General features: G+C 32.7%; 24 protein-coding genes. 15 read left to right on the forward strand and 9 right to left on the reverse strand.

Annotated features, from left to right (window positions below):
* Window positions 1–123 precede the first annotated feature (123 nt).
* Window positions 124–951 (reverse strand): universal stress protein, encoded by an 828-nt coding sequence (locus AABL81_RS03265; RefSeq protein ID WP_158209616.1) that lies wholly within the window; start codon window positions 949–951, stop codon window positions 124–126.
* 169 nt (window positions 952–1,120) lie between these two features.
* On the opposite strand from AABL81_RS03265, the gene rimP reads away from it, so the two are divergent.
* The 4 genes from rimP (at window position 1,121) to AABL81_RS03285 (ending at window position 6,631) form a co-directional block, all read left to right on the forward strand.
* Entirely contained in the window at window positions 1,121–1,588 is a 468-nt protein-coding gene (gene rimP / locus AABL81_RS03270) for a ribosome assembly cofactor RimP (protein WP_158209615.1), read from the forward strand.
* 15 nt (window positions 1,589–1,603) lie between these two features.
* A complete protein-coding gene (gene nusA / locus AABL81_RS03275) occupies window positions 1,604–2,842 on the forward strand; it encodes a transcription termination factor NusA (RefSeq protein WP_090407867.1) in 1,239 nt (412 codons plus the stop codon).
* Between the two features lie 46 nt (window positions 2,843–2,888).
* Window positions 2,889–5,837: a translation initiation factor IF-2 gene (gene infB, locus AABL81_RS03280; RefSeq protein ID WP_341340338.1), complete on the forward strand. Its 2,949-nt coding sequence runs from the start codon at window positions 2,889–2,891 to the stop codon at window positions 5,835–5,837.
* A gap of 119 nt (window positions 5,838–5,956) precedes the next feature.
* Entirely contained in the window at window positions 5,957–6,631 is a 675-nt protein-coding gene (locus AABL81_RS03285; RefSeq protein WP_090407861.1) for a zinc metallopeptidase, read from the forward strand.
* A gap of 49 nt (window positions 6,632–6,680) precedes the next feature.
* Here the strand turns inward: AABL81_RS03285 and AABL81_RS03290 are convergent, their stop codons facing one another.
* Window positions 6,681–7,508: an endonuclease/exonuclease/phosphatase family protein gene (locus AABL81_RS03290; RefSeq protein WP_341340339.1), complete on the reverse strand. Its 828-nt coding sequence runs from the start codon at window positions 7,506–7,508 to the stop codon at window positions 6,681–6,683.
* Window positions 7,509–7,650: 142 nt separating this feature from the next.
* On the opposite strand from AABL81_RS03290, the gene AABL81_RS03295 reads away from it, so the two are divergent.
* Window positions 7,651–8,604, forward strand: coding sequence for a bifunctional riboflavin kinase/FAD synthetase (locus AABL81_RS03295; RefSeq protein WP_341340360.1), 954 nt, complete (start codon window positions 7,651–7,653; stop codon window positions 8,602–8,604).
* Entirely contained in the window at window positions 8,576–9,898 is a 1,323-nt protein-coding gene (locus AABL81_RS03300) for an HTTM domain-containing protein (RefSeq protein WP_158209611.1), read from the forward strand. Before AABL81_RS03295 ends, AABL81_RS03300 begins: the two co-directional genes overlap by 29 nt.
* Before the next feature lie 52 nt (window positions 9,899–9,950).
* Here AABL81_RS03300 and AABL81_RS03305 read toward each other — a convergent pair whose 3' ends face one another.
* The 7 genes from AABL81_RS03305 to AABL81_RS03335 all read right to left on the reverse strand — a co-directional run bounded on the left by AABL81_RS03305 (window position 9,951) and on the right by AABL81_RS03335 (window position 15,454).
* Window positions 9,951–10,727, reverse strand: coding sequence for a UDP-2,3-diacylglucosamine diphosphatase (locus tag AABL81_RS03305; RefSeq protein WP_341340340.1), 777 nt, complete (start codon window positions 10,725–10,727; stop codon window positions 9,951–9,953).
* Between the two features lie 3 nt (window positions 10,728–10,730).
* Entirely contained in the window at window positions 10,731–11,183 is a 453-nt protein-coding gene (locus AABL81_RS03310) for a 6-pyruvoyl trahydropterin synthase family protein (RefSeq protein WP_090407845.1), read from the reverse strand.
* Between the two features lie 69 nt (window positions 11,184–11,252).
* Window positions 11,253–12,074 (reverse strand): hypothetical protein, encoded by an 822-nt coding sequence (locus tag AABL81_RS03315; protein WP_158209609.1) that lies wholly within the window; start codon window positions 12,072–12,074, stop codon window positions 11,253–11,255.
* Window positions 12,075–12,167: 93 nt separating this feature from the next.
* Window positions 12,168–12,938, reverse strand: coding sequence for an enoyl-CoA hydratase/isomerase family protein (locus tag AABL81_RS03320; RefSeq protein WP_158209608.1), 771 nt, complete (start codon window positions 12,936–12,938; stop codon window positions 12,168–12,170).
* A gap of 121 nt (window positions 12,939–13,059) precedes the next feature.
* Entirely contained in the window at window positions 13,060–13,446 is a 387-nt protein-coding gene (locus tag AABL81_RS03325) for a hypothetical protein (protein ID WP_158209607.1), read from the reverse strand.
* A 105-nt stretch (window positions 13,447–13,551) separates the two neighbouring features.
* The gene (locus tag AABL81_RS03330; protein ID WP_158209606.1) at window positions 13,552–14,793 is read right to left on the reverse strand and encodes an MFS transporter; all 1,242 of its coding nucleotides are present in this window, start codon (window positions 14,791–14,793) and stop codon (window positions 13,552–13,554) included.
* A gap of 25 nt (window positions 14,794–14,818) precedes the next feature.
* Window positions 14,819–15,454 (reverse strand): thymidine kinase, encoded by a 636-nt coding sequence (locus tag AABL81_RS03335; RefSeq protein ID WP_158209605.1) that lies wholly within the window; start codon window positions 15,452–15,454, stop codon window positions 14,819–14,821.
* A gap of 102 nt (window positions 15,455–15,556) precedes the next feature.
* Between AABL81_RS03335 and AABL81_RS03340 the strand changes: the two genes are divergently transcribed.
* The 9 genes from AABL81_RS03340 (at window position 15,557) to AABL81_RS03380 (ending at window position 24,826) form a co-directional block, all read left to right on the forward strand.
* Entirely contained in the window at window positions 15,557–17,113 is a 1,557-nt protein-coding gene (locus AABL81_RS03340) for a hypothetical protein (protein WP_341340341.1), read from the forward strand.
* 2 nt (window positions 17,114–17,115) lie between these two features.
* The gene (rsmI, locus tag AABL81_RS03345; RefSeq protein ID WP_158209603.1) at window positions 17,116–17,790 is read left to right on the forward strand and encodes a 16S rRNA (cytidine(1402)-2'-O)-methyltransferase; all 675 of its coding nucleotides are present in this window, start codon (window positions 17,116–17,118) and stop codon (window positions 17,788–17,790) included.
* Window positions 17,791–17,889: 99 nt separating this feature from the next.
* Window positions 17,890–18,312, forward strand: coding sequence for an OsmC family protein (locus AABL81_RS03350; protein ID WP_158209602.1), 423 nt, complete (start codon window positions 17,890–17,892; stop codon window positions 18,310–18,312).
* Between the two features lie 3 nt (window positions 18,313–18,315).
* Entirely contained in the window at window positions 18,316–20,019 is a 1,704-nt protein-coding gene (recJ, locus tag AABL81_RS03355; RefSeq protein ID WP_341340342.1) for a single-stranded-DNA-specific exonuclease RecJ, read from the forward strand.
* A gap of 63 nt (window positions 20,020–20,082) precedes the next feature.
* Window positions 20,083–21,072: an aspartate-semialdehyde dehydrogenase gene (locus tag AABL81_RS03360; RefSeq protein ID WP_158209600.1), complete on the forward strand. Its 990-nt coding sequence runs from the start codon at window positions 20,083–20,085 to the stop codon at window positions 21,070–21,072.
* 186 nt (window positions 21,073–21,258) lie between these two features.
* Entirely contained in the window at window positions 21,259–21,918 is a 660-nt protein-coding gene (locus tag AABL81_RS03365) for a response regulator (protein WP_158209599.1), read from the forward strand.
* Between the two features lie 224 nt (window positions 21,919–22,142).
* Window positions 22,143–23,561 (forward strand): MBL fold metallo-hydrolase, encoded by a 1,419-nt coding sequence (locus AABL81_RS03370; protein ID WP_341340343.1) that lies wholly within the window; start codon window positions 22,143–22,145, stop codon window positions 23,559–23,561.
* A gap of 62 nt (window positions 23,562–23,623) precedes the next feature.
* Complete coding sequence (locus AABL81_RS03375) at window positions 23,624–24,475, forward strand: prephenate dehydrogenase (protein ID WP_341340344.1); 852 nt, start codon at window positions 23,624–23,626, stop codon at window positions 24,473–24,475.
* A gap of 63 nt (window positions 24,476–24,538) precedes the next feature.
* Window positions 24,539–24,826, forward strand: coding sequence for a Dabb family protein (locus AABL81_RS03380; RefSeq protein ID WP_158209596.1), 288 nt, complete (start codon window positions 24,539–24,541; stop codon window positions 24,824–24,826).
* Window positions 24,827–24,894 lie beyond the last annotated feature (68 nt).

Here is a 24,894-nt window from a genome sequence, read left to right on the forward strand (position 1 = left end):
GTCGCTCAGTTTGTGGAGGAGGTAATGTAGTTTTAAATGGTACAAAAAAAACAGTAGTAAACGGATGTCTACTACTGTTATATATTTAAACTACTTTGTTTGTTTAAAACAAGTCAAGAATAATTAGTCAATTTTGATTGTTAAAACTGATATTTTTGAGTGATTAACTAAATCTTCACTGATACTTCCGTTGAAGAAATGAGATAATCCTGTTCTACCGTGTGTAGCAATAGTAATTAAATCAGCATTAATCTTTTTAGAGAAATTGATAATTCCCTTTTCAACATTTAAATCATTATAGATTGAAAGATCAAAAGAGCTGTCAGTAATATCTTGTAAGAAGTCATTTAAAATTTCTTCTGCTACGTGAGTTGGTTTGAAGCTATTTGGAGTATTAACCATTAGCAAGTGTAAATTTGCATTCAGTAAGTTGTTTAAGCGCAATATTCTTTTGAAAGGTTCTTTCATATTGTCTGAAAAGTCAGAAGCAAAAACAACATCATTGATGTTAAATTCTTCATCGTCTCCTTTAATTACAAGAACAGGAATGTCAGAAGTGCGAACTACTTTTTGGGTATTAGAACCAACGAAGTATTCTTTAGCACCACTTACCCCGTGAGACCCCATTACAATTAGATCTACATCATTTGTTTCGGCTGTTTTGATAACACCAGGAGAAGTTCTTTCAAGAATTAAGCTTGTAGATACGTTTACTCCGTTGAATATTTCAGATAAAGCAAGCTCTTTTAGTTTGTGTTCAGCAGCATTTTTGAAGAACATAACCTCAGGAATCGGAGAACCTTTGCTTATGCTGTCGCTACCTTGTTGTGGTAAATCAAGAACGTGTAATAATAATATTTCAGAGTTCGATTTTTTAGCAAGAACAGCAGCTATTTTTATAGCGTTATAAGCTTGAGAAGAAAAGTCTGTTGGGACAAGTATTTTTTTCATGGTATTATTAGTTGTTTTATCTATTTATTTGTGTGATTTAAAGTTAAGAATATAATTATCAATAGGCAAAAGTTTTATTTGTAATAAAAAAATTAATATCTTTGTGCTGTTATTTATTAAAACAAGTTAAATAATGAGGGGACATAGACGTCCCCTCTTTTTATAGCATATGACATTAAAAGGTAAAGTACAACAATTAATTGATCAGGCATTAGAGCAGTATCCGTCTATATTTATTATAGATTTTACTATATCGTCTGATAATAAAATTACTGTTATTATAGATGGTGATGAAGGCGTAGTATTACAAGATTGTATCAATTTTAGTCGCGCTATTGAGCACAATTTGGATAGAGAAGAAGAAGACTTTTCTCTTGAAGTAGCATCGTCAGGAGCTGCTTCGCCAATAAAATTGTTTCGCCAGTACAACAAGAATATTGGTAGAAAGTTAAAAGTGGTAACACACGAACAAGAAAAGTACGAAGCTACATTAGATAGCATTGTAGACGACAAAATAGTTCTTAAGTGGAAAACAAGAGAGCCAAAACCTGTCGGAAAAGGGAAAGTAACGGTAGAAAAAGAAGCCGTAATTCCTTTTGAGAGTATCAAAGAAGCGAATGTTATAATTTCATTTTAAAAATATAAAGATCACATGGAGAATAGAGATTTAGTAGATTCATTCTCAGAATTTAAAGACGAAAAAGATATCGAGCGTGTAACGCTGATGGCTATTTTAGAAGATGTATTTAGAAATGCGTTGAAAAAAAGATTTGGAGCTGATGATAATTTTGATATTATTGTTAACCCAGATAAAGGTGATTGCCAGATATTTAGAAACCGTACTGTTGTTAATGATGGTGAAGTAGAGGATGATAATTATGAAATATCATTATCACAGGCGCGTAAAATCGAACCAGATTTTGAGGTAGGAGAAGAAGTTTCTGAAGAAGTGAAATTGGAGCAATTAGGAAGACGTGCTATTTTAGCGTTACGTCAGAACTTAAACTCTAAAGTTACTGAACATGATAATACTACTTTGTACAAACAGTTTAAAGACATCGTAGGTGAAGTTTATTCTGCTGAAGTGCATCACATCCGTCCAAAAGTTGTAATTTTGATGGATGAAGAAGGAAATGAAATCGTATTGCCTAAAGAAAAACAGATTGCATCTGATTTCTTTAGAAAAGGTGATACAGTAAGAGGTATTATTGAGTCTGTTGAATTGAAAGGTACAAAACCACAAATCATTATGTCTCGTACTTCTATTAAATTTTTGGAAAAATTGTTTGAACAAGAGATTCCGGAAATTGCAGATGGTCACATCTCTGTAAAAAAAGTAGTGAGAATTCCAGGAGAAAAAGCGAAAGTTGCTGTAGATACATTTGATGATAGAATTGACCCAGTTGGTGCTTGTGTAGGTATGAAGGGGTCTCGTATTCATGGAATTGTTCGTGAGTTAGGAAACGAGAATATTGACGTTATCAACTTTACAAACAATGTAGATTTATTTATTAAACGTGCATTAGCACCAGCTCGCGTTAACAAAGTTGTTATCGATGAGGAAGCTAAAAAAGCAAACGTTTATTTAGATTTAGAAGAGGTATCTCGTGCGATTGGTCGTGGAGGTCAAAACATCAAGTTGGCTGGTATGTTAACTGGATACGATATTGATGTTATGAGAGAACTAAACCCTGAAGATGATGATGTTGAATTGAAAGAATTCAAAGATGAAATCGACGAATGGGTTATTGAAGAATTTGCAAGAATTGGTTTGGATACAGCAAAAAGCGTTTTAAGTCTTAGTGTTGATGAGTTGATGAAACGAACTGATCTTGAGGAGGAAACAATTGAAGATGTGATGAGAATCTTGAAGGAAGAGTTCGAAGATTAACACCAGCTAAACAACACAACACATTTAAATACACTAAAAAGATAATATGTCTGAAGAAAGAGCAATAAGAATAAATAAAGTTTTAAGGGAATTGAATATTTCTCTAGATAGAGCCGTTGACTTTTTAAAAGGTAAAGGGCATGATATCGACGCAACACCTAATGCTAAAATTTCTGAAGTAGAATATAGCGTTTTGTGTAAACAATTTTCTGCTGATAAAGGCAAGAAAGAGGCATCTATTGAGGTGAGTGAAGAGAAAAAGAAAGAGAAAGAGGCTTTTAAATTGGAGCGCGAGAAAGAGCTAGAGGAAAAGAAAAAGCAAGAAGAATTACGTATCAAACGTGAGCAAGAAATCATCAGAGCTAAAGCTGAAGAGATTGCTGCTATTAAAACGGTTGGTAAAATTGATCTTGAGCCTAAAAAAACTAAAGCTCCTTCAGAAGATGTAAATAAAGTGAATAAAACTTTAGAAAAAGATGCTAAAGCTCCTGCTAAAGATAGTAAGGGTAAAGAATCTAATACAGTTGTAGAAAGCAAAAAAGAAACTGCTCCTAAAACTGAAGTTAAGAAAGAGGCATCTAAAGTAACGAACCCAGGTAAACAAGTGGAAGGTAAAAAAGAGGTAGAAAAACCAAAACAAAAGGAATCTACAGGAGGTAAAGATGCTTCATTTAAAAAGGTTGATTCTAAAAAAGTAGAAGAGACTAACAATGCAGATGCAAAAGTTGGAGATGAAGTAATCAAAACAAATTACCAAAAGCTTTCAGGAACTACTTTTACAGGACAAACAATTGACTTGTCTCAATTTAATAAGCCTAAGAAGAAAAAAGAAGATCCTAAAAAAGGAAATGGTAACGCTTCTAATAAAGATAACAAAAAAGAAGGTACTCCGGGTGCTAATAAGAATAAGAGAAAACGTATTGCAAAACCTGGTGAGGGTACAAATACTAATAATACTAATTCTAACAATACTGGAGGGAATAACAACAATAACAGAGGAGGTCACAACAAGAACAATAGTGGTGGTGGAAAATTTGGTAATAAGAATAACCAAAGAAGAAATACTACTCCTATCGTAAAAGCTGAGCCTACTGAAGAAGAAGTTAAAAACCAAATTAAGGAGACACTTGAGCGTCTTCAAGGTAAAGGTAACAAGTCAAAAGCTGCTAAGTATCGTCGTGATAAACGTGATACACACCGTAAGAAAACGGATATGGAGCAGTTAGAAATCGAAGCAGGAAACAGAATCTTGAAAGTAACAGAATTCGTTACTGTAGGTGAAGTTGCTACGATGATGGATGTGCCTATTACTAAGGTGATTGGTAGCTGTATGTCATTAGGAATTATGGTTACAATGAATCAACGTTTAGATGCTGAGACATTAACTATTGTTGCTGATGAATTCGGATATGAAGTAGATTTTACTACTGCTGATATTGATGAAGCTATTGAAGAAACTCCAGATAGAGAAGAAGATTTACAACCAAGAGCTCCTATTGTTACGGTAATGGGACACGTGGATCACGGTAAAACATCTTTATTGGATTACGTTCGTAAAGCTAACGTAATTGCTGGTGAGTCTGGTGGAATTACACAACACATTGGTGCGTATGGTGTAACGTTAGAAGGAGGACAAAAGATTACTTTCTTAGATACTCCTGGTCACGAGGCCTTTACAGCAATGCGTGCTCGTGGTGCTCAAGTTACTGATATTGTTATTATCGTAATTGCAGCGGATGATGACATTATGCCACAAACAAAAGAGGCTATTAGCCACGCTCAAGCGGCTGGTGTGCCAATTATTTTTGCAATTAATAAAGTTGATAAACCAACTGCAAATCCTGATAAGATTAAAGAGCGTTTAGCTTCTATGAACTTATTAGTTGAAGAGTGGGGTGGTACTTATCAATCACAAGATATTTCTGCTAAACAAGGTATTGGTATGACGGAATTACTTGAAAAAGTTCTTCTTGAAGCTGAAATGTTAGAGTTAAAAGCTAACCCTAATAAATTAGCTGTTGGTACTGTTGTTGAAGCATTCTTAGATAAAGGTAGAGGATATGTATCTACTGTATTAGTTCAAGCTGGTACATTAAAAGTAGGTGATTACTTATTAGCTGGTCGTAACCATGGTAAAGTTCGTGCTATGCATGATGAACGTGGTAATTCAGTGAAAGAAGCTGGACCTTCAAGACCAATTTCTGTATTAGGTTTAGATGGTGCTCCTACTGCTGGTGATAAATTCAACGTATTTGATGAGGAAAAAGAAGCAAAACAAATTGCTGCAAAACGTACTCAGTTAGTTCGTGAACAATCTGTACGTGCTCAACGTCATATTACATTGGCAGAGATTGGACGTCGTATTGCTTTAGGAGACTTCAAAGAGTTGAACATTATCTTAAAAGGAGACGTAGATGGTTCTGTTGAGGCATTATCTGATTCATTCTCTAAATTATCTACTGAAGAAATTCAAATCAATATCATTCATAAAGGTGTTGGTGCGATTACAGAATCTGACGTATTGTTAGCTTCTGCTTCTGACGCAATTATTATCGGATTTAACGTTCGTCCTATGGCATCTGCTAAACAATTAGCTGATAAGGAAGAAATTGATATCCGTAATTACTCAATCATCTATGATGCAATTGATGACTTGAAAGATGCAATGGAAGGTATGTTGTCTCCAGAGATGAAAGAAGAAGTTACAGGAAGTGCTGAAATTCGTGAGTTGTTCAAAATTTCTAAAGTTGGAACAATTGCTGGATGTATGGTTACTGATGGTAAGATCTTCCGTTCTTCAAGAATCCGCTTAATCCGTGAAGGTGTAGTTATCTATACTGGTGAGTTACTTGCTTTAAAACGTTTCAAAGACGATGTTAAAGAAGTTGCTAAAGGATATGATTGTGGTATTCAAATTAAAAACTACAATGACATTAAAGAATACGATGTTATTGAAGCATTCCAAGAAGTGGAAGTTAAGAAAAAACTTAAATAATAATATATTATTAGAAAGGGGTTACGCAAGTAACCCCTTTTTTTATGCCATTGTGTCATTTTTAAAGTTTGGCTTGTCATTTGATGTTATATTTGTATATAACTAAAAAAAAACGTGTTATGGGAATTTGGATTTTTATGATACTTATTATGGGAGTAAGTTGGTTTGTTGGTAATCGCTTACAATCTAAATTTGATAAGTACTCTAAGGTGCATTTACAAAATGGAATGAGTGGTGCTGAAATTGCACAGAAGATGTTGTTTGATCATGGAATTAGAGATGTTAAGGTTATATCTACTCCAGGGAGATTGACAGACCACTATAACCCTGCTGACAAAACGGTAAATTTAAGTGAAGCAGTATATAATGAGCGCAATGCAGCAGCAGCAGCTGTAGCAGCACACGAGGTAGGTCACGCTGTGCAACATGCACAAGCTTATCATTGGTTAACTATGCGTTCTAAATTAGTTCCAGCGGTTAGTATTAGTTCTCGTGTTATGCCTTTTATTTTATTAGGAGGAGTATTGATGATTAATACATTTCCGCAGTTATTGTTGTTAGGGATTGTTTTATTTGCCCTTACAACGCTGTTTTCTTTTATTACGTTGCCAGTAGAGTACGATGCAAGTAATCGTGCTTTAAAATGGCTTCAAAGCAAGAATATGGTTAATCAACAAGAGTATGCTGGAGCTAAGGATGCCCTGTCTTGGGCTGCTCGTACATACGTTGTTGCTGCAATATCTTCTTTAGGTACTTTGTTGTACTATGTAATGATTTATATGGGTAGAAGATAATAGCCCCTTTTGATAGACAAAAAAAGCCTCATTTGAGGCTTTTTTTTGTTTATAATATATTGACTTCTATCATTATTGGAATGTGGTCTGATACTTTTCTGGCTTCTGTTATGTCTTCAAAGTCTTCAAAGAAATAGATAGGTTTAGCTTTGATTAAATCTACTTTTTTAGGGTGTATTAATATGTTGTCATATTCAGAAGCTAAACAATCTCCATTAATACATTTTTGTCTTAAACTTGTTTTTTGTTTTTCGAAAGAAGAAATATATCCTTGTTTCTTTAATGGATTAAAGACAGAATGACTTTCAGGTAAATTAAAATCTCCTAAGAAAATTAAATTATGATCTGGATATAAGTCTGGTAGAAATTTCAAGTACTTAATTTCAGTTTCAGGTTGATGCTTTTTAGGCAAGGCGTGCAAACTACTTATGGTAAACTCTTTTCCTTTGTATATAAAGGTTGCAAAATAAGGTTCTCTTTCTATGTCATCTTTATAAGTTGGCTCTAAGAAAGGTTTTCCTTTTAGCTTGACCGTTTTTGTTTTCCAAAGATAAGCATAGCGTTCAGATCTGTATGGAGAGCTCTCTGTAGGATTACTAATAGCATATTCCCATTTTGCTCCTGATTTTCTATTTAACTCATCGTGTAGTTTCGCGATAGCTTGTGCGCCACTTGGATTTGTTACGACTTCTTGAATTGCTATAATATCTGTTTGCTTTATTACTTTAGCAATGTAAGTAATAGTTTCGTCTGATTTACTTTTACCAATATTTTGCAAATTCCAAGTCATCACTTTGACTTGAGAAAACAATTGTGGAGAAAGAAGAGTTGTAAAAATAAAGGCGATTAATAGTTTTAAAAACTTGAATTTAGGCATTTTGAAATTTGTTAAAGGGGGTGTATTTAGGCGTTTTTTATAAAGTTGATTAGTAAAAATGATGTATTTTTACACGAATTATTTTTGGGCTCATTTAATAGGAACGGCAAAAATAGTGATGTAATTGAATAAACTTTACAAAGTGAAAACATTTTCTTCTATTAATAATTTTCAGACAGACAAAAAGGTTGTAGCCACGTTAGGTACTTTTGATGGAGTACATATTGGTCATCAAATGATTATCAAAAAAATAGTTGATTCAGCTAAAGAAAGTGGTGCTGAAAGTTTGGTGTTAACTTTTTTTCCACATCCAAGAATGGTTCTTAAACAAGATCATTCTATTCGATTATTGAATACTTTGGAAGAGAAGAAAGAGCTTTTAGAAGAGTTAGGATTAGATAATCTTATTGTGCAAAAATTTGATTATGAGTTTTCTCAACTTAGTGCGGAGGAATTTGTAAAACGTGTTTTAGTTGATAAATTCAACATAAGTAAGATCATCATTGGTTATGATCATCGTTTTGGAAAGAATCGTACGGCAGACATTAGTGATTTGAAAATGTATGGTGAGAAATATGGTTTTGAAGTAGAAGAGATTTCAGCTCAAGAGATAGATCACGTTTCTATTAGTTCGACTAAAATTAGACAAGCTCTTTTAGATGGTGATATAGCGTTAGCAAATGAGTTTTTAGGATATGATTTCTATTTTTCAGGAATGGTTGTTCATGGAAAAAAGTTGGGAAGAAAACTTGGTTTTCCAACTGCGAATATTTCAATAGATGAAGATTATAAAATGATTCCTAAGAATGGTGTTTATATTGTTGAATCTACTATTAATGGCGAAAAAGTAAAAGGGATGATGAGTGTTGGTATAAACCCAACTTTTGAAGGGCATCCTTATACTATTGAAGTAAATTATTTAGATTGGACAGGTGATTTATACGACAAAACGTTAAAAGTTCGTATCTTAGACAGGATTAGAGATGAATTAAAATTTAACGGACTTGACGAGTTAGTAGCGTGTTTGCAAAATGACGAACGCATAACTCGTGAGTATTTTGAACAGTATGTGGAAAAAGGCATTTCAACCAATTGATAATTCTCCATTAGTAATTTTTAGGATATTATTCGGTTTTTTATTTGCTTGCGAATCTTTCGGAGCAATAGCTACAGGATGGGTAAAAAGTAATTTAGTAGATGTAAACTTTACTTTCTCTCATATTTATATGGACTTTTTGCAAGTGCTTGTAGGACCACAAATGTATGTGTATTTTGCATTAATGGGCTGTGTATCTGTGGCCGTAATGTTAGGGTATAGATATAGGTTGAGTATGATATTACTTACCATTTTATGGGCGGGTGCCTATTTTATTCAAAAGACTTCTTACAATAACCACTATTATATGTTATTGGTTATTTGTTTCTATATGTGCTTTTTACCAGCAAATAAGTATGCTTCTCTTGATGTAAAACAAGGAAGAGTGAGCCAAGGGCTATTTATGAATCAGTATGTTTCGTGGATATTTATATTTCAAGTTTCAATCTTGTATATTTTTGGAACAGTAGCTAAGTTTTATCCTGATTGGCTTGATGGTACCTTTACTAAATTGATGTATGAAGGAGCTAATATTCCATCTGTTTTCAAAGAGATGTTTACTGCGAAGTGGTTTTATATTTCAATTGCCTATTTAGGTATTTTGTTTGATGGGTTAATTGTTCCTCTATTACTTTTTAAACGAACAAGAACGTGGGCATTAGTAGCTTCTTTGATTTTTCACTTGTTTAATTCTATCACGTTGCATATTGGTATATTCCCTTACTTTGCGTTGAGTTTTGCTGTGTTCTTCTATGAACCAGACCAAATACGTGCATTGTTTTTCAAGAAGAAACCAATTTTAGATATAAACAGTATTAGTTATCAACAAATCAAAAAGGAAGCTCTTTCTAAAACTTCTTTAATAATTGTTAGTGTATTTGCGTTTGTTCAATTGGTTTTACCTTTGCGTATGCATTTCATAGAAGGAGATGTATTGTGGACAGATGAAGCACATCGTTTAAGCTGGCGTATGATGCTACGATCAAGAGCTGGTTATACAAACTATATTGTGGAGAATAAAAAGACGGGAGAACGTCGTTATTACGATATAGAAAATGTTTTGACTACGAAACAAGAAGCAAGATTAACATCCCCAGATATGATATGGCAAATGGCTCAATATATTAAAAAGGAGTATGCTAATAAAGGTGAAGATGTTGCTGTATATGCAGAAAGCTATGTATCTATCAATCGACGTGATTTAAGTAGATTTGTAGATCATAAAGTAGATTTAGGTAATGTTAAGTGGGATTATTTTAAACATTGTGATTGGATATTAGAAAAGCCATTTTAAGAAGAAATGACTATTCATAAAAAAAGCGTACTTAATAGTACGCTTTTTTTATTTATCTTGATTTTAGTTCCTTCTTATAATCAATTAAATGAAAATCAGTATCTAATTTACCATAAGTAAAATAGACTATCCAGTCTCCTAAATTAATATATTTAGACTTTTCGTTTAAGTTGATAATCATTGGTAAATGTCTATGTCCAAAAACAAAGTAGTCAAAGTGTTGAGTTTCTAATTTGCGTTTTGCATATAAAATTAACCATTCTTTATCTTCCCCTAAAAACTTAATATCCTCATCACCTGATATTAGCTTGTTTTTTACCGAAAGATAAGAGCCTAACTTAACCCCAATATCAGGGTGAAGCCATCTAAATAGCCATTTCGAGAATTTATTAGTGAATACTTTCTTCATTCTTTTATATCCCATATCACCAGGGCCTAATCCGTCTCCATGAGCTATAAAAAGAGACTTTCCATTGATTTCAAAAGTTTGTGATTCGTGAAATACAGGAATACCTAATTCAGTTTGGAAGTAGTCATCCATCCATAAATCGTGATTACCAACGAAGAAAAAGATGGGAATACCTTTGTCTTTTAGTTCAGCTAACTTTCCTAATATTCTTACAAAACCTTTAGGTACAACAGTTTTATATTCAAACCAGAAATCAAATAAATCTCCTAAGATGAATAAAGCTCCCATATCTTCTTCTTTCTCCTTTAACCATTGTAAAAAAAGTTGTTCACGAGGAAAGCTTTTTTCACGTGTAGGAGCTCCGAAGTGTTGATCTGAAGCAAAGTATATACTTTTATTTGTATTGATTGTAAAATTCAATGCTTATAAATTATCAGATTGATGCCATTCAGCATATGATGATTCAGTTTCTTGCAAACGCAAAGAGTATAATTCAATTCCTTCTGGTAATCTACTTTTAATTTTAGCAGCAAAGTCAATTACCATATTTTCACTTGTAGGTTGATAGTCAACTAAAATAACGTGATGACCACGATCTTTAAGTTCTTTAGCAAGTTCTACGTGTGGAGTATTTTTATTAAAAACAGTTGCGTGGTCAAATACATCAACGATATCTTCTTTTACGATTTTCTTTAAATCTCCAAAATCGATAACCATTCCGTATTTCACATTGTTGATGTCATCAATAGGTGTTCCAATAACTGTAACTCCTAATTTATAACTGTGGCCGTGTACGTTTCTACATTTACCATCATAACCATATAATGCATGACCTGTTTCAAATGTAAACTGCTTTGTAATTCTAATCTTAGGCATAACTAAAAATTTTGGCAAAGGTAAGGAAAAATATAGTCCTTCAAATTTTTTGCAGTACGCTTTTGTTTCTTAGAAGATTCTATAGTTTAATTGTAAGTTAACCATAGGCCACCAACTCATCCATTTTGTGTACTTATCCGCATCTTCAATTGAAGCAGAGATATCAGAAGTAGAAGCTACTTTTTTGTTATTTTGCTTTAAAATATATTCTCCTTGATATAATACACCTAATTCGAATTTTACACCAATTCTTCGTTTAGAAACTGCTCGGCCTAATCCAACACCAAAATAAGGTTTAATTGTATTACCTAATGTTAGTTCTGCATTAAGTTCCCCATTTGTAATATCTAATTCTCTTCCGTCAAATTCAAGTGTTGGCCAATCATACCCAGGTTTAATAGTTACAGCTGTTCCATTGCCATCAGTTAAAAAACCATTCGCTTTAATTTTAGTATTACCGATATAAAAACCACCAGTTAAATGAAATATTCCTTTTTTGAATGGGTAATAATCTACTAAAGCGTGTGCGTGAAATGTATTGAACTGAGCTTTCATTTCATAGGTAGGAGCAATGCCAAAAGCTTCATATAATGTGCCATTTTCGTCATCAATATCAATGTCGTATTTGCTACTATTGAGGTTGAAGAAGTTTAAACCTCCTCTCAGCTTTAAATTTTGTGTTAATGGTGTTGCTGCTTCAATATTGAATCCTAAAGTAGATATTCCAACAGATACATTTAAATGACTGAAGCTTTTGTTTGTGAAATGAGCAGTGTGCTGCTTTTTTTCGTTTGTAGGAATATCTTTTTCTATCGCTGTGTTTTCAGTATTTGCGAAAGAAGTTTGTGAAAGTAATAAGTACCCACAGATAGTTAGTAATGTTTTTTGCATACTCTTTTAGTAAGTAAAGATAGAGTATATTTAGTAAGTGTGTTAATATTGTGTTGGTAAAAATAAAAAAAGCTGCTTATTAGCAGCTTTTAATTATTTGTTTTTAAATTGATTTAGGGCGTTAATTGTAAATTCAGATAAAACTAATTTACCAGATATTTCTGCTCTTTTATGTAATAGTTCAGTCCAGTTTTCTGTTCCTTCCCAAAATATTTTTTTCATTTCAATTAAAGCATCAGGGTTATATTCACTAACTCTTTTAGAAAAAGCATCAATTTCGATATCCATCATTTCTGTAGTTTCGTATAATTCTGAATATAAACCATGATTATATGCCCAAGTTGCAGTTTTCCATTCGTGTGCAGCAAGTGACATTTGAGTAAAAGCTGTTTTTCCTATTTTACGAGACACAGCTGGTTCAATAACAAATGGACCAATTCCAATGGCAAGTTCAGATAGCTTAATAGAGGCTTTGTCAGTAGCAAAACAGTAATCACAAGCAGCAGCTAATCCGACACCACCGCCTACTGTTTTTCCGTGAATCCTACCGATAAATATTTTAGGACTTCTACGCATTGCATCTATTACAGTTGCAAAACCTGAAAAGAATTGTTTTCCTGTAACAGAGTCTTTTATAGAAAGTAATTCATCAAATGAAGCACCGGCGCAAAAAGCTCCATCTCCATCACTTTTTAATATGATTGTGGTGATTTCATTATTCTTGCTTAGTTCTTCGATTGTATTAGTAAGCTTTGTTAAATAAAGACTTGGGAATGAATTGCTGGCTGGTGTATAAAATGTAATTGTAGCAATTTTATTAGTTATAGAAGAATTAATATAAGGTTGTTTTTTATCTGTATTCATAATAAATGGTTTTATTCAAATGTAACAATTAAATCTTTTTATGTGCAATACAAAAGATAAAACGCCAAATCATAGCAGTTAATTTTAAGTTTAGAGCAAAAAAAAATAGCCGATTAGCTATTTAAGTTATAAAGAATAAAGAAGGCTTATAGATTGGAGGAGGATCTATCAGTGTTATATATGGTGTCGAATGGATGACAGGTTTGAAGAAATACTGATTGCTATTGAAGAAACGAGTATCATTAATCTCTTGTTGTGTAACCACTTGGTTTATAAAAAAAGTTTCACAGCTAATATTAACTATTTTACTTGTTCTTTGCTCAGTATGTTGGTCGTTTGTATTTTGATTATCAGCATCTAAAACAGTATAAACATACATATTTGCTGTTGGGCAAAACATTAGTTTTTTGTCACACGTCTCTTCGGTAATGAAATTGAGTTTTTCAATACCGAAAATAGTGAATATAATCACTAAAGCCCAAGCTATGTATTTGTTTTGCTTAAACATAAGTGTTGCAAATATATTTTATTTTAGGATATATGCATCAGTGTACGGGTAATTTGTACAAATGTTTAACAGTAGAAGTAAATGTATTAGCTGAGAAAACGTCTGTTATTCGTCAATCATTTTTTTCACTGAGTAATTTAATCCGAATGCTGCAATAGCAATGATTACAGCAGTTCCAATCCATAAAACATTATATCCGAATGTTGCAGCTACTTTTGTACCAACAACAGGAGAGATTATGAAGCCTACAGCAAATGTTAGACCATTCACTCCCATATAAGCTCCTTTGCTGTTAGCTGCAGCACGCATTGCTGTTACAGTTGACGTATATGGCATTGCTAACATTTCAGAAACACATAGCATTGAAATAGAGAAATAAATCGTATAAATACTGTGGTCAAAGATTAGAATACCAAAAGCTATTGAACTGATGAGAACTCCGTAGAATATTGTTTGTTTAATCGATAAGTATTTGTCTGCAAGGTGTACTAATAACATCTCGGTTAAGAATATTAGTAATCCACTGTAACCTAAAACAAGACCAATTTGTGCTTCGTTAAGACCTCCTACCTTTCTGTAGAAAAGAGGTATTGTACTAAATAATTGTAAAAAGGCAATTGAGTATAACGTACAAAAAACACTAAAAATAAGGAACATCTTATCTTTATAAGGAGATTGATTTGTACCACTTCCTATTTCAATATCTTCATTTGAAGTATTCTTTATTTCATCTTCTGCGTCTTTTTTAAGATCTTTTGTCGTTTTTCTTCCTCTAAAGAAGGCAATAAAAACGATGGCAGCAACAAATGCAGCAGCTGCATTTATTTGAAACAACAATGTATATGAAATTGCAGCTAATAATCCTCCCATAGCAGGGCCAATAGAGAAACCAAGATTAACTGCCATTCTATTTAGAGAAAAAGCACGTGTTATGTTTTCTGGTTTTGCATACATTGTGATTGCAACAGAATTGGCAGGTCTAAAAGATTCACTAACAGTACTCTGAAAAAGAATCATTAGTGCTAAACTCCAAACTGTAGTAAAGTAAGGAAGCATAATAAAGATTGGTATACTACCCAGTAAGCTTAGGTATTGTACTTTGTAGTTTCCGATTTTGTCAGTTACCCAACCACCAAAAGTAGAACCAATAATAGATCCCACACCATAGCAAGCTAATACATATCCAGTCTGTTCGTCTGTAAAGTTTAGCTTTTGTGTCATATAAACTCCTAAGAAAGGAAAAACCATGGAACCAGCTCTATTTATTAACATTACAATTGCTAACATCCATGAGGCAGATGATAAACCTCGGTAAGAATCTAAATAGATTTGGTAGATTTTTTTCATAAGAGTGGTGGTTTTTTAAAAGGTTTTAGTCTTTATTATGATCTGTAGAAGTATTTGTTTGACTTTCTTTTTTTAATTTTTCGGCTTCACGCATAGCATTAAAGTAAGCTGCTCTACTCAAAGGTTCGTACTCTTGAGTTTCTCCAAGCATTACAATATCCTCACTTGCAGCCTTTCTAAAACTATAATTAGCAAGGTTTCCTGTTCTTGTGCAGATAGCATGAACTTTTGTTACATACTCAGCTGTTGCCATAAGTGCTGGCATTGGTCCAAAAGGATTTCCTTTAAAGTCCATATCAAGTCCTGCTACAATAACACGAATACCTGAGTTTGCTAAGTCATTGCAAACACTTACTATTTCGTCGTCAAAAAATTGAGCTTCATCAATTCCAATAACATCGCAACCATCAGCTAATAATCTAATGTTAGCTGCAGCAGGTACTGGAGTAGAACGAATTTCGTTTGAATCGTGAGATACAACGTATTCGTCGTCATAACGGGTGTCAATAGCCGGTTTAAATATTTCGACTTTTTGTTTGGCAAAATTTGCTCTTTTCAGTCTGCGAATCAGTTCTTCAGTCTTACCAGAGAACATTGAACCACAGATTACTTCGATTGAACCAAATTGTTCTTTGTGATTAACGGGATTTTCGAGAAACATTTTGTAAATTTCAAGCTGAAACCAGCAGTTTTTTCTGTTATTTTTGTAATGAGCAAATTTATCAAAAAAAGCTCGTCAATTTACTAATGCAAAATAAAAGTTATGAAGAAAGTCTTGGAGGGAGAGTTATTAAGTCTTGCTCACCGTATTTTACAGATGAAAGAGAAGGATGTAAGCAATCTCTTAATAGAAGCAAAAGAATTATATGAGAAGCTTTTGATAATGAAGTTTTATCAAGATCATTTAGTGGGGGGACAGATTAAAGATGTTACAAATGAGCAACTTGAAGAAGCATTAACTGCTGTTTCTTTAGGAGGACAAGTTGTTGTTGAGAATCTTGATCGTCATCAAATGCCAAATGATTTGGTAGAAGAAGACTATCCGATTGTAATTGATAATGAAGTTGAGCCAACAGTAATGGGGGAGGATAGTTTTATTGCAGATATTGTAAATAAAATTGCACCAGAAATAGAAGAAAAAGAATTTCTTGTTAGTGAAGAAATGAATTATAACAAACCTTTTTTGACTGATGCTGTTCACGAAGATTTTACAAATGAAGAGGAAGATGCTGAGTTGAATCGTTTTTTAGATGAGCATGAAGCAATGTTGAAAGAGACAGAGGAACTTGAAGCAGCGCGATTAGCAGAAGAGGAAGCACGTCGTATTGAGGCAGAGGAACTTGAAGCAGCACGATTAGCAGAAGAGGAAGCACGTCGTATTGAGGCAGAGGAACTTGAAGCAGCACGATTAGCAGAAGAGGAAGCACGTCGCATTGAGGCAGAGGAACTTGAAGCAGCGCGATTAGCAGAAGAGGAAGCACGTCGTATTGAGGCTGAATTACAAGCAAAAGAAGACGCTCGACTTGAGGCAATTGAAGCAGAAAGATTAAGATTAGAAGCTGAGGTGGCAGAGCAAGCAGAACAGGCACGTCTAAGTGATGAAAGAGCAAAAGAGTTAAAGCTTCAGCAAGAAGAAGATGATTATTTAGAGTTTCTAATTCAAGAAGAAGAAAGAGAAAAAGAAGAACTTTTACTAAGAGCATTAGAAGTAAAAGAAGAGCAATTAAAAAAAGAAGATAAAAATAATTCTAAGGAAGAACAAGTAGATCGTACTACTTCTTTTTTCTTTTCTAAAGAAATTGTAGAGGCACAAAAACAAAAAGAACAGCCTAAAACAGAGTTAGATCCTTTCTTTGGATTTGATTTCGGTGATGTAGAGTTTGTTCGTGTTGAAGATGTTGTTGCTGAAGAAAAAACAACTACAGAGGTTACATCGGATTCCAAAGAAGAAGATGTTGTTGGGAATCAAACTGGTGTAGAACATTCGCATTTAGTAGAGCAAGGAACAGCTAATACATTATTTGATGTAGAACATATGTCTGTAAAGGAACCTAAAATTGTAAAACCAAAATCAATTAATGATATCTACAATACTACAATTACAGTAGGTTTAAATGATAGAATTGCTTTTGAAAAGCATTTATTTGGAAATAGTGCGGAGGATTTTAATAGAGTGTTATCTCAATTAAATACAGTGAGTACGTTTGATGAAGCAATGAGTTTGATAGAGCACCTTGTGAAGCCAGAATATAATAATTGGGAAGGTAAAGATGAGTATGAAGAACGTTTTATTGCGTTAGTAGAAAAACGCTTTATTTAATTATGGGGAAATTATATTTAGTACCAACGCCAATTGGAAATTTAGATGATATGACTTTTCGTGCTATTAAAGTGCTTAAAGAAGTAGATTATATATTAGCAGAGGATACACGTAATAGTGGAAAGTTATTAAAGCACTTTGAAATTATGACTCCAATGGCGAGTCATCATATGCATAACGAGCACAAGACTGTTGAAGGGATAGTGAAAAGAATTCAGTCAGGAGAAACCTTTGCATTGATATCTGATGCAGGAACACCTGCTATTTCTGATCCAGGATTTTTATTAACACGAGCTTGTGTTGAAGCAGGAGTGGAGGTTGAATGTTTGCCTGGAGCGACAGCTTTTGTCCCTGCACTTGTTAATAGTGGATTGCCAAATGATAAGTTTGTTTTTGAAGGATTCTTACCAGATAAAAAGGGAAGACAGACAAGATATTTAGTCTTAGCAGAAGAAACCAGAACAATGATTATTTATGTTTCTCCTCATAAGCTTGTTAAAACATTACAAGAGTTTAAAGAATACTTTGGAGAGGAGCGTCAGATTTCTGTTTCAAGAGAATTATCTAAGCTTCACGAAGAAACTGTAAGAGGAACTGTAATAGAAGTGTTAGCTCATTTTGAAGCTAAACCTCCCAAAGGAGAAATAGTTGTGATTGTAGGAGGAAAAGGTAAATAGATTATATCGAATTATAATAAAAAGAATCAATGTTTAATATTTTTACAAATATCGAACATTGATTTTTTTTTGATACATTTGGTAAAAACAGAATAAATTATGTCACATAAAGTAACAACAAGTTGGATTGAAAATATGCAATTTGAATCTACTAACCCAAGTGGAGGAACAATTAGAATAGATGCAGGGCCTGAAAATGGTGGGGATAATATGGGATTGAGACCAAAGGCACTTATGTTATCGGCTTTAGCTGGTTGTTCAGGGTTAGATATTGCTCATTTAATAAAAAAAATGAGATTAGATGTTGAAGCTTTTAGAATGGAAACAGAAGGACTTCTGACAGATTCAGATCCAGCAACTTATCATACTGTAATATTGGAATATCATTTCACTGGAAAGAATTTAGATGAGGCAAAGTTAAAGCGTGCAGTAGATTTATCAATTGAGAAGTATTGTGGGGTAATGGATATGTTTAAAGAATTTGCTGAGGTACAAACAAATATTTTTTATCATAAAGAGTAAACTATGCGCTGGAATTTAAAAGAAGATCCAGACAAAGAAATTGTTACTCATTTACAAAATGTTTTAGGTGTTGATAATGTTATAGCTAAGCTCTTAGCAAAGAGGGATATTAAGAATTATGAAGAAGCAAAAAGCTTTTTTAGGCCTTCTTTGAGTGATTTGCATGATCCATATTTAATGAAGGATATGGATAAAGCAGTTATGCGTATTGAAGAGGCATTTAATAAAAAAGAGTCTATTTTAGTTTTTGGAGATTATGATGTCGATGGAACTACTTCCGTTGCTTTGATGTACTCTTATCTTAAAAGTTTTGACATTAATATTGAAACTTATATTCCTGATCGTTACAACGAGGGATACGGAGTGTCATATCAAGGAATTGACTATGCAAAGCAAAAGAATATCACACTTATTATTGCTTTGGATTGTGGAATAAAATCAATTGAACATGTTGCTTATGCAAAAGGTTTAGGAATAGACTTTATTATATGTGATCACCATTTGCCAAGTGACGAAATTCCTAATGCAATAGCAGTTTTAGATCCTAAAAGAGAAGATTGTAATTATCCTTATAAAGAGTTATGTGGTTGTGGAGTTGGTTTTAAATTGATCCAAGCACATTCAATGCATCTACAGCAACCAATCGAGAGGATTATACCTTATTTAGATTTAGTGGCTACTGCAATTGCAGCTGATGTTGTTCCTATCACAGGAGAGAATCGTATTTTAGCTCATTTTGGTTTAGAAGTTATTAATAATACTCCTCGACCAGGAATCGAAGCATTAATGGATTTATATGATATAAAACCATACACGATGAGTGATATTGTTTTTAAGTTAGCTCCTAAAATCAATGCTGCAGGTAGAATAGAGCACGGTAATTATACAGTTGATCTATTAACTAAGTTTACAATTGAAGAAGCTAAACAAACAGTTAAGAAGATTGTTGAAATAAATGTAGAAAGAAGAACTCTTGACCAAGGTATTACTGAAGAAGCTTTAAAACAAATTATAGATCAAAAGGCAATAAATACTAAAAGTACGATTGTTTATAGTCCATCTTGGCACAAAGGAGTGATTGGAATTGTAGCCTCAAGATTAATAGATACATATTATAGGCCTACGTTAGTTTTTACTGATAGTGGTGAGTATTTAGCAGCGTCGGCGAGGTCAGTTAAGAATTTTGATATTTATCAAGCTTTAGAAGCATGTTCGGAATACTTAATTCAATTTGGAGGGCATATGTATGCTGCCGGATTGACAATGAAAAAAGAAAACTTTGAAGCTTTCAAAAGTAAGTTTGAACAGGTAGTAGAAAGTACAATTCAAGAAACTGATTTAATTCCAGAGATTGAAATTGATTCTATTATTAGATTTTCAAATATAACGGATAAGTTTTTGAGAGTTTTAAAGCAATTTGAACCTTTTGGACCTGGGAATCCAAGTCCTATTTTTATGAGTAAACAAGCTTTTGATACTGGTTATGCAAAAACAGCTGGCGCCAATGGAGAACACTTAAAAATGACTCTAAAGCAGAGGGGAGTATCCAATAAAAAATTTCCAGCAATTGGTTTTAATTTTGGAAGACAGTTTGAAAAGGTAAAAGAAAAACAATTTTTAGATATTGTATATTCTATCGAAGAGAACAAATGGCGAAATAAAGTTAGTATTCAGGTTCAAATAAAAGATATGCAATTATCGTGGTGATAAAAAATATCTTATTTTTATACCATACAATATAAAAAAATAATCAATTATAAATTGTAAAAGATGAGAATAGCAGTAGTAGGGGCTACCGGAATGGTAGGAGAGATTATGCTAAAAGTATTAGCAGAGAGAAATTTTCCAATAACTGAGTTAATACCAGTTGCTTCTGAAAGATCAATTGGGAAGCAGATTGAATTTAATGGTAAAAAATATACCATTACGTCCATGGAAGATGCTGTTAATATGAAACCTGAAATTGCTTTATTTTCTGCAGGAGGGACAGCTTCTTTAGAATGGGCTCCAAAGTTTGCAGAGGTTGGTACAACTGTAATTGATAATTCTTCTGCGTGGAGAATGGATCCAACAAAAAAATTAGTTGTACCTGAAATTAACGCAAATCAATTAACAAAAGAAGATAAGATAATAGCAAACCCTAACTGTTCTACTATTCAGTTGGTGATGACACTTGCTCCTTTGCATAAAAAATATGGTATAAAGCGAGTAATTGTATCGACATACCAATCAATAACAGGTACTGGAGTTAAAGCTGTAAAACAGCTTGAAAATGAATATGCTAATCAGAAGGGAGAAATGGCATATCCTTATCCAATACACAGAAATGCATTGCCACATTGTGATGTTTTTGAAGAGAATGGTTACACAAAAGAGGAAATGAAGCTTGCAAATGAAACAAAGAAAATCTTATGTGATGATTCTGTTTTAGTTGCTGCTACGGCTGTTAGAATCCCTGTTGTAGGAGGACATAGTGAAACAGTAAATATTGAATTTACTAAGGATTATGATATTAATGATATTCGTAAAATATTGCACGATACTCCTGGCATAGTTGTTCAGGATAATACAGATACTAATACTTATCCAATGCCTTTGTATGCAGAAGGAAAAGATGATGTGTTTGTTGGACGTATTCGTAGAGATTTTACAAGAGATAATGCTGTTAATATGTGGATTGTTGCAGATAATCTTCGCAAGGGGGCAGCAACAAATACAATTCAAATTGCAGAATATCTTGTTGCTAATAAATTAGTATAAATTTATTTTACTTTATAAAAAAAAGACTCTTAGTGTTGTTCGCTAAGAGTCTTTTTTTGTTTTATTAGAATAAGTAGTTAAAAGTTTGTATTTTTAAGGTTAGATTTGCACTGTGTTCTTAATAGAATAAAATAAAAGCTGTAATAAATTTTACAATAAACGGTATTTTAAAAAACAAGTAAAATAATGAGTAGAATACTATTAGTTGACGACCATCCACTTATTGTTGAAGGGTATGTATTAGCTCTTTCTAAAGATTTGGAATATTGGGGAGATATTACTTTCGAGAAGTCTTTTGATTGTACAAGTGCTAAGGAGAATATTGATAAAGCTGTTGATATTGGACTTTTTTATGATTTAGCAATTATTGATTTTTCTTTGCCCAAAAATGAGGTTTCTAAGTGGGAAGATGGAGGAGATATAGTTAAGTACATTCAAAAAGTTATGCCTTCGTGTAAAACAATTATATTAACAGGACATACTGAAGTAATTACTCTTTATAATATTTTTAAAAATATAAAGCCCAATGGGTTGGTAAGTAAGCATGAAATTACACCAGAAAATTTGATTGATATTGTAAGAAAGGTTTGTAGTGGAGAGAGATATCAAAGTGAGATAGTCAAACATTGTTTAAGTGAGATAGTACGCAAAGAAATGATGTATGACGATTTTAATAGAGAAATATTAGTTTTGCTATCAAAAGGATACAAACTTCAAGAGTTAGACAATCATATTCCTCTTTCAAATCCTACTATAAAAAAGCGTTTAGCGAAAATGAAGCAAGTATTTGAAGTGGCAGATACAGCAACCTTAGTTCAAGAAGTTATTAAGCAAGGTTTTGTTTAGTTTATAAGGGGTATATCAAAAAAAGCCTCCAATAGAATATTCTATTGGAGGCTTTTTTTTGATATAAAAGTTTAAGGATATGTCGTTTAATATAAATAGAAAAGTATTTAGTTAATTAAAAGAAGTGGTTGGTAATAAGGTGGTTATGTGTTGTTTAATATGATAGATATCATTTTATTTTCTTTTAAGGGAATGTAAATTTACTTTTCTAAAAACGACTTATTATGAAAATAGAACAGATTTATACTGGATGTATTGCTCACGCAGCTTATTATGTTGAAAGTAATGGTGAAGCAGCGATTTTTGATCCTCTAAGAGATGTACAACCTTATATTGATAGAGCAAATAAAGATAATGCAAAGGTTAAGTATGTATTTGAAACACATTTTCATGCAGATTTTGTTAGTGGACATTTAGATTTAGTTGAAAAAACAGGAGCACAAATTGTTTTTGGGCCTACTGCGCTGCCTAATTATCAGGCTATTATTGCTGAGGATAATCAAGTGTTTACTGTTGGTAATATTAAAGTACAAGTACTTCATACTCCTGGACATACAATGGAAAGTACAACTTATTTAATTATTGATGAGGAAGGGAGAAAGAGCGCTATTATGACAGGAGATACGTTGTTTATTGGTGATGTAGGAAGACCTGACTTAGTTCAATTAGTAAAGTCTGAAATTACGGAAGAAATACTTGCTCGTCATTTATTTCAATCTCTTAGAAATAAGATTATGCCATTGCCTGATGATTTAATTGTTTATCCAAACCATGGAGCAGGTAGTGCTTGTGGAAAAAATATGAGCAAAGAGACAACAGATACTTTAGGAAATCAAAAAGCAACGAATTATGCATTAAGAGCTGATATGACAGAGGATGAGTTTGTAAAGGAATTGTTGTCTGGTTTAGCAACGCCTCCACAGTATTTTCCTAAAAATGTTTTAATGAATATTCAAGGTTATGAGCATTTAGAAGATATTTTGAAAAGAGGGAATACTCCTTTTAATTTAGTTGAGTTTCAAAAAGTTATTCAAAATGATGAGGTTTTGATATTAGATACACGTGATCCTCAAACTTTTTCAGAAGGATTTATTCCTAATAGTTTAAATATTGGATTAAATGGACCTTTTGCTATGTGGGTCGGTGAAATGATTAGTAATATTAAACAGCCAATAGTTTTAGTTACAGAAAAAGGAAAAGAAGAAGAAAGTATGATTCGTTTATCTCGCGTAGGGTATGATAATACAATCGGTTTCTTAGAAGGAGGATTGTTAGTTTGGAAAAATGCTGGTTTACCAGTAAATACTATTACTCGTATTACTCCAAAACAGATGGATGAGGCATTCTTTAAAAATGATGCCACACTTTTAGACGTAAGAAAAGTTAATGAGTTTAAATCAGAGCATTTAGAAGAGTCGATAAATATTCCATTAAATACTTTAAATACGCAGTCTGAAGATCTTGCAAAACAGAATAAATATATAATTTATTGTGCAGGAGGATATAGAAGTATGATTGCATCTTCTTTATTATATAAAAAAGGAGTAACTAACATTGTGGATGTTATAGGAGGATACAATGCAATTAGTAAAGAAACAACTTTAGATAAAACAGAATTTGTTTGTCCAAGTTCTTTGCTATAAAAGAGTAAAATAGTTATCAACATTGTTTAGCTATATGTTGATAACAAATAAAAAAGTATGTAATGACAAAAACAATAGGTTTTGTAGGAATTGGTTTGATTGGGGGATCAATGGCCTTAGACTTAAAAACAAAAGGTTTTGCTAACAAAGTAATTGGTTTTGATGCATCACCAACAAATGCAGAAAAAGCATTAGAACTAAGTATAATAGACGAAATAGTTTCATTAGATGAATTATTACAACAGTCAGATATTGTGGTAATGGCTACACCTGTGAATGTAACAATTGAATTGATGGCTTATGCTTTGGACAATATTAGAGAGGGTACATATATTATGGATGTTGGATCTACAAAATCCTTATTATCTAAAAAGATAGATGAACATCCTAATAGGGGGGCTTTTGTAGCGACACACCCTATGGCAGGAACAGAGTATAGTGGGCCAGAGGCTGCTTTTAAGGGATTGTTTAAAGAAAGAGTAGCAATTATCTGTAATCCTGAGAAATCTTCTCCTAAAGCATTAAATCAGATTTCTGAGTTATATTATCATTTAGATACGCGTTTGATTTTAATGGATGCAAATTCACACGATGAACACGTTGGTTATGTGTCTCATTTATCACATGCAATATCTTATGCTTTAGCGGTAGCAGTATTAGATAAAGAAAAAGATGATACGGCTATATTTAATTTGGCAGCAGGAGGATTTGCATCAACAGTCCGACTTGCTAAAAGTTCTGTTGATATGTGGTTACCTATTTTTGAACAAAATACAGAGCATATTTTACCTATTTTAGATATTTATTTAGAGAAGTTAAATATGTTTAAAACTTATTTAGAAAATAGAGATACAGCTCAATTAGCTGGGTTTATCAAAGAAGCTAATCGTATAAAAGATAAATTAAAAAAATAAAGGAAATACTTCCAGAAGCAAAGGTTTTTTAATAAATTGTTCAGGAAATAAAAAAAGGATATTATGTTAAAACACATCGTGATGTGGCGTCTTAAAGAAGAAAATAAAGAGGCTAATAAAATTGAAATGAAAAATCAATTAATGGCATTAAAAGATAAAATTGAGGCGTTGAAAGCTATTTCTGTAGAGTTTAATCATATAGATGCTACTCAAGCAAATTTTGATGTTATGCTTTATACTGAGTTTTTAAATTTTAATGATTTAGCAATATATGCAAATCATCCAGAACATTTAAAAGTTGTTGATTTTATTAAATCTGTAGTTACAGAAAGAGTAGCAATTGACTATTAGTTTTGTACTGTATTTAATTCAATATAAAATATTGTTATTTATTTATCGGTTTTGTAAAAGGTAGTATT

Source organism: Myroides sp. C1519 (assembly GCF_038039755.1).
In the GTDB taxonomy this organism is placed as follows: Bacteria; Bacteroidota; Bacteroidia; order Flavobacteriales; family Flavobacteriaceae; genus Flavobacterium; species Flavobacterium phaeum_A.